The sequence below is a fragment of the Nocardia sp. NPDC060220 genome (genome assembly GCF_042727815.1).
In the GTDB taxonomy this organism is placed as follows: Bacteria; Actinomycetota; Actinomycetes; order Mycobacteriales; family Mycobacteriaceae; genus Nocardia.
Genome location: NZ_JBHWZY010000407.1, coordinates 1 through 6,107, shown reverse-complemented (window position 1 = coordinate 6,107; position 6,107 = coordinate 1). Strand labels below are relative to the sequence as shown.

Here is a 6,107-nt window from a genome sequence, read left to right as displayed (position 1 = left end):
ATGTACTTGCTGGCCAAGGGGCATCGGGTCGCGGTCCTCGCGGTCGACCCGTCCTCGACCCGCACCGGTGGCTCGATCCTCGGTGACAAGACGCGGATGGCGCGGTTGTCGCTCGAGGCGGACGCGTTCATCCGGCCGTCCCCGACGGCGGGCACCCTCGGCGGCGTGGCCAAGGCGACCCGGGAGACGATCGTGCTCCTGGAGGCCGCCGGGTACGACGTGATCCTCGTGGAGACCGTCGGCGTCGGCCAGTCCGAGGTGACCGTCGCCAACATGGTCGATGTGTTCTGCTTCCTCACGCTGGCCCGCACCGGAGACCAGTTGCAGGGCATCAAGAAAGGCGTGCTGGAACTCGCCGAGCTGGTGGCGGTCAACAAAGCCGACGGCAAACACGAGATCGAAGCCAAGGGCGCCGCGCGCGAACTGGCGGGCGCCCTGCGCCTGATCCACCCGCACGACGCCCTGTGGAAACCGCCGGTACTCACCATGAGCGGTCTGGAAGGTGTCGGCCTCGACAAGTTCTGGGGTACCGTCCTCGACCACCGCCGGGTCCTCACCGAGGCAGGCGAATTCGCCGAGAAGCGCCGCCGCCAGCAGGTCGACTGGACCTGGACCATGGTGCACGACCAGATCCTGCGCCGCCTGGCCGACAATCCGAACGTGAAAGATGTTCGCGCGCAGGTGGAATCGGCTGTCCGCGCCGGAACGCTCACCCCCGCCCTCGCCGCCGAACAGATCCTCACGGCCTTCGACCGGAGTTGAGACACCTGCACGGTGCCCACCGGTAGCTGATGGCATCGTCAGCGAGTCGTATCCGGGGTGATCGCCGGGGATTTTCGGCTTTCACGTCGGGGTTTGTGGATGATATTCCGATTCCGTCTCCTTTGCCAGCTGTTGCCTGTGCCGATTTTCGAGGATCCTCGGAAGTGGACGTCGAGAGCTGACGGCCGAGGAGGTAGTGATGACGATCTTCCGCACGAATCGGACCATGAGCAGCGACAGGACGCCCGAGCGGGCGATTCTCGGGGGCGACGGTCGCTGGCGGCTCACCTGGCTGCCAGAACTCGGCCTGACGTCTGATCAGGCGATATCAGGACTGAGGCTGGATGAGATCCTCAGTGATCCGGCCCTGGTCTATGACCGGATGGCACTGGCGGAGGCCACCACCTGTGCCGACCGCATCGGCATCATCCTCGAGCTCGCGATGGTGCGACTCTGGAAGCGGATGAGCACCGCCATCGCGCTCTGCGGGCTCGTGGCGACCCGATGGGGTCGACTCGTCTGACCGGGCCGGATTTTCACAACCAGCGGATACGTCGGAAGGCGACGATCAGGGTGGCACAGATGGTGGCCATGACGATCAGAGTGGCGGGGTAACCCCAGGTCTGCCGGAGTTCGGGCATGTGATCGAAGTTCATGCCGTAGATGCCGGCGATCATGGTGGGAACCGCCAGGATCGCGATGTAGGCGGAGATCTTACGCATGTCCGTGTTCTGCTGGACGGCGATCTTGGCCACCGCGGCGCCCACGAGAGTGGTGAGGGTTTCGTCCAGGTCGTTGATGCGTTCGGCGACGCCGCTGTGATGGTCGGCGACGTCGCGCAGGTAGCGGCGCACCTCCTTGGGCAGCGGAGTACGCGGCGCGGTGAGGGTTTGCAGCGGGCCCGCGAGCGGGCGAACGGCGCGGCGTAGCTCGACGATCTCGCGTTTGAGCTGGTAGATGGCCTCGATCGGGATCTTGCTCCGCGGGCTGAAGAGCTCTTCTTCCATCGACTCGACGTCGAACTCCGTCGCCTGGGTGACGTCGATGTAGGTGTCGACGACGTGGTCGGCGATCGCGTGCAGCACGACGCCGGGGCCGAGCGCGAGGCGATCGGGTTCGTCTTCGAGCCGGTGCCGCACGGCGGTGAGTTCGTTGTGTTCGCCGTGGCGGACCGCGACCACGAAATCGGCGCCGAGGAAGACCATGATCTCGCCGGTCTGCACGATCTCGCTGACGGTGTGCATATCGTGCTCGACGTAGGCGACGGTCCGCATCACGGTGACCATGGTGTCGTCGTAGCGTTCGAACTTCGGGCGCTGTCTGCCGGTGACGGCGTCCTCGACGGCGAGTTCGTGCAGCCCGAACGTCGCGGCGATCTCGCCCATCTGGTGCAGGTCCGGTTCGAACAGGCCGATCCACACGAAACCTGTGCCACGCCTGCGGATTTCGGTCAGCGCGGTCTCGGGGGTGAAGCGGCCGGGCAGACGTTTGCCGTCGACATAGGCGGCGCAGTCGATGATGGCGCGCGCGGTCGGTACCGAGGGTTTGTGGACGACTTCCACTCGCCGTCGGCTGCGCGACAGGAACGGGGAATCCGCCACCCGGGCTCCGATACCGCGCCGGGTCGCGGTGGGAGCGGGTGTGATGCGAGGGCCGTCGACCATCGTTCACCTCGCTCTCTTCGATCGTGCCGCAGCATCCCACGGCGGCCGACGCGGACGCAACCGAAGCGGGGGGTTGCGCAGATCGATCCAACCGTGAATACTTAGGTATGTGCCTAAGTATTCGAGCGGCGAACCGGACGGAGGACTCGACAGTGTCTTTCGGGCATTGGCCGATCCGACTCGTCGCGCGATCGTCGAACGGCTGGCGCGCGGGCCCGCATCGGTATCGGATCTCGCCGCACCGTTCGAGGTCGCGCTCCCGACGATCGTGCAGCACTTGAAAGCGCTCGAAGCCGGTCGGCTCGTCAGCTCGGCGAAGATCGGCCGAGTGCGCACCTACCAACTGGTGCCGGATGCCTTCGCAACCGCGATCGACTGGCTGCACGGCCACCGTCCACCGGCGCAACGGCGGGTGGACCGGCTCACGGCACTACTCGTGGAATCAACCAGAAACTCAGAGGGAGAACAACAATGACCGACACAGCGACCCGCTCCATCAACCACGCCCAGTTCACCATCGAACGCGAGGTGCCCGTCGCGCCCGCCGTCGTCTTCCAGGCCTTCGCCGACCCCGCCATCAAGGCGAAGTGGTTCGGCGGCGAGGAAGGCTGGGAGCAGGGCGAGTCCTCGATCGACTTCCAGGTCGGCGGCCGCGAGATCAACGAAGGCACTTTCCAGCAGACGATGACCTCCCGCTTCGTTGCCACCTACACCGACATCATCGCCAACGAACGCCTCGTCTACACCTACGACATGTGGCTCAACGGCTCTCACATCTCCACCTCGGTGGCCACCTGGGAATTCGAACCCACCACCACCGGCACCAAGCTCACTCTCGTCGAATTCGGCGCCCACCTGGACGGTTTCGACACCGGTGACCAACGCGAGGAAGGCACCCTCGGCCTCGTCGACGCCCTGGTGACCTATCTCGCCGGCCAAGCCTGAGCGAATCGCTCACCGCACCATGACCACGCGCGAGTGCCTGCCCGTCGCGCCGTCGGGGAACGGGGTCGCCCTGGCTTCGGTCTGCACCGATCCGGTGGCGTCGACCGCGCGCACGCGAAGCGAATGCGTGCCGGGCGAGGCATCCCACGTCCAGGTCCACTGGCGCCAGGTATCGAGGGAGTAGGCGGCGGCGAGTGTGGTCGGTTGCCACGGTCCGTCGTCGACCTGGACTTCCACGGCGTCGATTCCGCGCCCCTGGGCCCACGCCACGCCTGCCACGATCACCGGTCCGGCGTCCAGGTGCGCGAATGCCGCCGGGACGTCGATCCGGGATGCGGTTTTGATCGGTGCCCGAGTCGCCCAGCCGCGTTGCGTCCAGTACGCCTGTGCGCGGTCGAATCTCGTGAGTTCCAGATCGACAACCCACTTGGTGGCCGAAACGTAGCCATAGAGACCGGGCACGATCATCCGGGCCGGGTAGCCGTGAGCGACAGGCAGTGGCTCGCCGTTCATCGCGACGGCGAGCAGGGCGTCGGGGTTGCCCAGCACCGCGGCCGATGGCGTGCTCGCGGTGAATCCGTCGACGCTGCGCGACAGGATCATGTCGGCATCGGGGGAGGGCCCCGCCTCGGCCAGGAGATCGGCCAGGCGGTAACCGGTCCACAGCGCGGTTCCGGCGAGGTCTCCGCCGACTTCGTTCGAGACACAGGTGAGCGTGATGAGTGACTCGACCGCGCGCCGGGCGCTCAATTCGTCGAAGTCGAGCCGGATCTCGCGCTCCACCATCCCGTGGATGCGCAATCGCCACTGCGCGCGAGTCAACGACGGAAGCTGCAGCGCGGTGTCGACGCGATAGAAATCCGGTGCGGGAGTGATGAATCGGGTGAGCCCGGGCACGACTCGGTCCATCTCGGGGGTGACCGGTGGCACCGGCGCCGCGACCCGGGGGAGTACGAAAGCCGCCCGGTCGGCGGCGATATCGCGCAGACGGCTACCGATGACTCGGCCCGCCGCCCCGGCCGCCACTGCGCCGGCCGTCACTGCCGTCAGAGCGAGCAGGAACCCGCGCCGCGTCGGCCCGGCCCGCCGGTCGGCCTCGGCGGGCACGAGGAACAGCGCGCACAGCGCCGCCATCCCCGTCAGTGCACCGACCACCGCCGGAACGGCGAACAGCGGTGTGGCGGTAGGGCGGAGCAGCGCCAAGCCGCTCACGGCGATACCGAGAGCGCCGAGCAGACCGGCCGCCCACGCCGGGCTGCGGCGGGCCAGCAAGCCGATCATCGCGGCAGCCACGGCCATGACCGCGGCCATAGTGACGGCCAGTGCCAGTTTGTCGTTGGTGCCGAACCAGCGGATCGCGCTGTCCTTCAACCACTTCGGCGTGTGATCGACCACGGTGGCACCGAGAACGAAGAAGGGGGAGGACACCGGGTCGATGAACACGGCGACGAGGTGTCCGACCCCGAGGACCAGCGCGGCGGCGGCCGCGGCCGCGACTGCCGCCGCGAGCCGGCCCGGATGGCGACGGGTGACGCTGAAACGGCGGACCATGCTGTCACTCCTGGGTTTCGAGTGTCGGCAAGGCCCGCCGCAGCGGGTCAGCCGACTGTCATGCTGACGATCGGGGAGGTGGTCGGCCCGGCTGAACCACCGGCGGGTTCGACCGTCACCGCGAGCGTGTCGGCGACGTCGACCGTGGTCACGACCGAGGCCGGACCGTCCATCACCGCCACCGATGTCGGTGTGCCCGCGCGGATCAGCCACAGCTGATACGCGCGATCGGCAGGCAGCGCGGGCATGTCCTGGAACGACACCGCGGCCGCGCCCAGCGACTTCGACTCGTACACCGTCATCGCGCCGCCACCGGTGACCGCCACCGAGGACTCCCGGCTGTCGGGCTGGTCGAGCACCTGCTGCGCGGTGACCGCACCCGTCCCGTCGTTCGCGCGTTCGATCACCACCCCGATACCGGCACCGGCACCGACCGCCACGATCGCCGCCGCGGCCACGGTCAACCATCGAAGGTGCCAGCGCCTGCCGGTCGCGCCGCGCCGCGCGAGCGGAGACGGCTGTGTGTCGTACCGGTCCAGTGCTCGCATCAGCGCGGTTTCGAGGCGTGCCGGTGGCGGGACCGAGTCGAACACGGTCAGGTCCGCCATCGTCTCCTGGATGCGGCGAACGGCGGCCTGGAACTCGGCCACCCGGTCGGGGCCTGCGGCGTCGAGCCACTCCTCGAGCGCCTGTCGCTGTGGTGGATCCAGCGCGTCGATGGCATAGGGGTAGGCCTCGTCCAGCCACGACCAAGGGGTCCGCCGATCGGTCTCGCTCATCGGGTATTCCCTCCGGTCAAACAGTTCTCCAGCCTTTTCAGGCCGTCTTTGATGCGGCTCTTCACCGTCGGCAACGGCACCGCCAAGGTCTCGGAAACCTCGAGGTAGGTGCGCCCGCCGTAGTACGCCAGCGCCACCGCTTGGCGTTGGAGTTCGGTCATGGTCTGCAGACAGTCCAGCACCGACTGCTCGTCGAGACGCTGGGTGACCTCCTCGGCCACGACGTCGTGGTCGCGGCCGAGGTGGGCGTGGCCGAACACGATGTCGCGGCGGGTGGCCGACTGCTCGGCCCGTACCCGGTCGACCGCGCGCCGGTGGGTCAGCATCATCAGCCAGCCGATCGGGCTGGCCTTGGTCGCGTCGTACTGTCCGGCCAGCGACCAGACCTGGAGGAACACCTCCTGAG

The 6,107-nt window shown here is 67.8% G+C and carries 8 protein-coding genes; 4 read left to right on the top strand and 4 right to left on the bottom strand.

Annotated features, from left to right (window positions below; translation table 11 throughout):
• On the top strand, positions 1-762 hold a 762-nt coding region (gene meaB / locus ACFWF3_RS20895), incomplete at its 5' end, for a methylmalonyl Co-A mutase-associated GTPase MeaB (RefSeq protein WP_379314935.1).
• 199 nt (positions 763-961) lie between these two features.
• Positions 962-1,285 (top strand): hypothetical protein, encoded by a 324-nt coding sequence (locus ACFWF3_RS20890; protein WP_379314934.1) that lies wholly within the window; start codon positions 962-964, stop codon positions 1,283-1,285.
• 13 nt (positions 1,286-1,298) lie between these two features.
• On the opposite strand, the gene ACFWF3_RS20885 is transcribed toward ACFWF3_RS20890, so the two are convergent.
• Positions 1,299-2,426 carry a magnesium and cobalt transport protein CorA gene (locus tag ACFWF3_RS20885; RefSeq protein WP_379314933.1) on the bottom strand — a complete coding sequence of 376 codons (1,128 nt, stop codon included), beginning with the start codon at positions 2,424-2,426 and terminating at the stop codon, positions 1,299-1,301.
• Positions 2,427-2,535: 109 nt separating this feature from the next.
• Between ACFWF3_RS20885 and ACFWF3_RS20880 the strand changes: the two genes are divergently transcribed.
• Positions 2,536-2,901 (top strand): ArsR/SmtB family transcription factor, encoded by a 366-nt coding sequence (locus ACFWF3_RS20880; protein WP_379314932.1) that lies wholly within the window; start codon positions 2,536-2,538, stop codon positions 2,899-2,901.
• Positions 2,898-3,371 (top strand): SRPBCC domain-containing protein, encoded by a 474-nt coding sequence (locus tag ACFWF3_RS20875; RefSeq protein ID WP_379314931.1) that lies wholly within the window; start codon positions 2,898-2,900, stop codon positions 3,369-3,371. The genes ACFWF3_RS20880 and ACFWF3_RS20875 overlap by 4 nt, the downstream gene beginning before the upstream one ends.
• Before the next feature lie 9 nt (positions 3,372-3,380).
• Here ACFWF3_RS20875 and ACFWF3_RS20870 read toward each other — a convergent pair whose 3' ends face one another.
• From ACFWF3_RS20870 to ACFWF3_RS20860, 3 genes are all read right to left on the bottom strand, one after another.
• Complete coding sequence (locus ACFWF3_RS20870) at positions 3,381-4,922, bottom strand: molybdopterin-dependent oxidoreductase (protein ID WP_379314930.1); 1,542 nt, start codon at positions 4,920-4,922, stop codon at positions 3,381-3,383.
• A 47-nt stretch (positions 4,923-4,969) separates the two neighbouring features.
• Entirely contained in the window at positions 4,970-5,701 is a 732-nt protein-coding gene (locus tag ACFWF3_RS20865; protein WP_379314929.1) for an anti-sigma factor domain-containing protein, read from the bottom strand.
• Positions 5,698-6,107: sigma-70 family RNA polymerase sigma factor (locus ACFWF3_RS20860; protein WP_379314928.1), on the bottom strand; the 410-nt coding region annotated here is incomplete at its 5' end. The genes ACFWF3_RS20865 and ACFWF3_RS20860, both read right to left, overlap by 4 nt.